The organism is Prevotella sp. HMSC077E09, from assembly GCF_001814685.1.
Lineage (GTDB): Bacteria > Bacteroidota > Bacteroidia > Bacteroidales > Bacteroidaceae > Prevotella > Prevotella oris.
The window spans coordinates 7058-9665 of sequence record NZ_KV817598.1; the positions used below are offsets into that span (position 1 = coordinate 7058).

Annotated in this window: 4 protein-coding genes and 1 pseudogene; 1 reads left to right on the forward strand and 4 read right to left on the reverse strand. The window is 38.0% G+C overall.

Going from position 1 to position 2608, the window contains the following annotated elements:
• Window positions 1-406, reverse strand: a 406-nt coding sequence (locus tag HMPREF2983_RS12740) for a Lin1244/Lin1753 domain-containing protein (RefSeq protein WP_246829412.1), incomplete at its 3' end; no start/stop codon positions are given.
• Window positions 407-584: 178 nt separating this feature from the next.
• Here HMPREF2983_RS12740 and HMPREF2983_RS14370 point away from each other — a divergent pair.
• A pseudogene (locus tag HMPREF2983_RS14370) lies at window positions 585-849 on the forward strand (hypothetical protein); the annotation flags it as partial.
• A 99-nt stretch (window positions 850-948) separates the two neighbouring features.
• Here the strand turns inward: HMPREF2983_RS14370 and HMPREF2983_RS12745 are convergent.
• The 3 genes from HMPREF2983_RS12745 to HMPREF2983_RS13690 form a co-directional block, all read right to left on the reverse strand.
• A complete protein-coding gene (locus HMPREF2983_RS12745) occupies window positions 949-1725 on the reverse strand; it encodes a hypothetical protein (protein ID WP_070669047.1) in 777 nt (258 codons plus the stop codon).
• A gap of 151 nt (window positions 1726-1876) precedes the next feature.
• The gene (locus tag HMPREF2983_RS14375) at window positions 1877-2098 is read right to left on the reverse strand and encodes a hypothetical protein (RefSeq protein ID WP_070669050.1); all 222 of its coding nucleotides are present in this window, start codon (window positions 2096-2098) and stop codon (window positions 1877-1879) included.
• Window positions 2099-2102: 4 nt separating this feature from the next.
• Window positions 2103-2291, reverse strand: a complete 189-nt coding sequence (locus tag HMPREF2983_RS13690; RefSeq protein ID WP_083316839.1) for a hypothetical protein — start codon at window positions 2289-2291, stop codon at window positions 2103-2105.
• Between the last annotated feature and the right edge of the window lie 317 nt (window positions 2292-2608).

The window sequence follows — 2608 nt, forward strand, 5'->3', positions numbered from 1 at the left end:
TTGTTAATTTATCTAAACTTCTGTTTGACTTTTCATTATTTGCAGAATAATTGCCGAAAAACTGCTGCAAATATGGACTGAAAAGTACTTTGTTGTTGCTGTTGATTTGGAACAGCGAAGGAAAGTCATTGATGATTTGTAGAATAGTCTTTTGACTCTTATGGCAGGCATGGGCAATTTCAGATATAACATAGAGTGGGGCGCGGCAGCCGGTGCGACGCTCTATGAGATATTTCATCATGAACACAGCTATTCCCCAGCCTGCAATGCCATGTTTTTCTCTCAGCATTGTCATGTCATAGGAGTTGAGAAACGAGATTTCAAAGCGCACATGAAGCGCAGATTTGTTCATGGCACGGTGGTTACGGGCAGCCATGTTGCCCCTTTGCATACGATTATTTTCCATGAAATAGATTATTATTTGTTATCCTTTTGCAAAGATACAAAATTACGACCCCCATTTGCAAGTTTTTTAAGAAGAAAATAATAAAAGAAACTTCTCGTGACCGTGACGGTTCTTTTGAATCTCAGACCGTCAAAAAGCGCGAAACGATCCTTGCAGGTATGGCTGATCAGATCAGATTATAAGTAAGCTGATATACACCACTAAGGCCGTTGAAGGCTACTACAGACAGGTATGTAAGGTAATAAAGAACAAGGGGGCTTCCCGTCCGATACTTCTCTCGAAAAGCTTGTGTATCTGGCATACCAGAACATATGTGAGAAGTGAACTATGCCACTTGCCAACTGGTCTCAGCTATCACACAATTAGCAATAAAATTTGGAAACATTTTGAAAGCATGTAACTTTACCTCGGAAGAAAGGTTCCTCATCTGGCCAACACGATAAAAAATCGTGTCATCCAAATGAGGTAAAATATGAAGGATTAGAGCTTTGACACTGTTGAGAGTACACTGCTTTTTATATCTTATAAGGGGTTAGTTCCCGCTATAAGAAATCTGGATACTCCTGAAAAAAAGAGCGTATGGCTTTTCTCATCCTGTTATAGTATGCCTCTTCTCCTCCACTAAAATGACGATATGATGGATGATAAGAATTTACTATAATGAAATGATGCTTTTCTGAGAAATATATCCATTTGTCATTTCCTTCTCCAAACGGCTTTAAGTCTGGATATAATTCACTCAAGAGAACAATCCCACGCCGGCGTGTGCAATCTAAATAAATAGAGGCGTCCTTGTATATAACCAATTGTTTCAATAACGGACTGCGAAATTTATCGACATATTGATCCAAAAGACCATTGTCAATAGAACTACCTCCAGGAACCTTTTTGAGATTTACTCTTACCCAGGGTTTAGTTTCAAAACATTCTTGAGCGATGTTTGTTGGTGGATATTCGGGGATTAGACCATCACTATTCATATTTAGTAATCCGTATATCCAACGACGAAGGTTGCGATAAAATGGATATTGCATGGATGGCATTGGCTCTTCAATTCCATTCTTGCGAGCATGCTCTTCTCTAATATCCCATGCTTTTTCATCGTTAAGCTCTTTGGTAAGGACAACTAACCCTCGTTTTCGATTACAATACTGATACCATTTCTCTTCTTCATCACCACAATCTCTGCCCCAGTAACCGTTGGTATAGTAAAAAGCTCCCAAATAGTGTAACCCATCTGGGGAGACAGCTATATTATCACCTAAAAGCGCTTGATATTCTTTGAAGATAAATTCTTCCTGTCTATGTATAAACTCCATTGATATAAATTATTGATATATCTGCAAAAATAATAATTTTTTAGTATTAAGTTTTAACTTCTTGCAACTTTTTTTCTTTGGTCGCCTACTCGTTCAAAGAAAAAGAAAAGAAGCCACGCAAATTTTCGGTTTGCGTGGCTTTTGCTATTATTCAGAAAGATATTTTTATTATTCTGCTTATTCGTTTGTTAGGGTATCTGTCAAAAGTCTTGTTTATTTTATCAGTAGGCAAAGTGTTGTGAATGCTTCCTCCTATGACTAACCTGCAATTTTGCAGGACTTTCTGTCGTGCTTCTTCCTTGCTTTCCGCAACCATCTCAAACACTTCCTCAAAGACGTATTGCGTTCGAACTCTGTAAACATTCATCTTCATAATCTTAAAATTCAACCTTTAATAATCTGCATCCCTTTGGCTCTCCATTGGATAATCTGCGATGTATGGGCCAAAAGTGATGCGCACCATAGCCATAGGCAAAGCATTTGTCAAGTTCTGTTTCTTCGACTATTTTGTTGTCGGATAGGGTTATTGCATTGATAATCCTAATGAGAATATGCGGGTATTGCATCAGATTACCGTGTAACTTGCGTCAGATTACTGTGTAACTTGCATCAAGTTACCATGTAACTAATCAATGAAAATGAAGAAATATCGAAATTGATGTAAACTAACTGATAATGAGGAGGAAATACACGAATTGGCATAATACTGCTCTGTTTGTAAAGGGCAGAAATATGCAGATTTAGGCAGAAGTTCAGTTACCAGAGTGTTACCCTATTTTGATGTAGGTAACGATGGTGCAGTATTCGGTAACTGAATTATTTTCGTTCGTGTGGCTGTTGCTTTGGTCAGCAGTTTTCTGCGTAAGTGAGGAACGCTTTAATT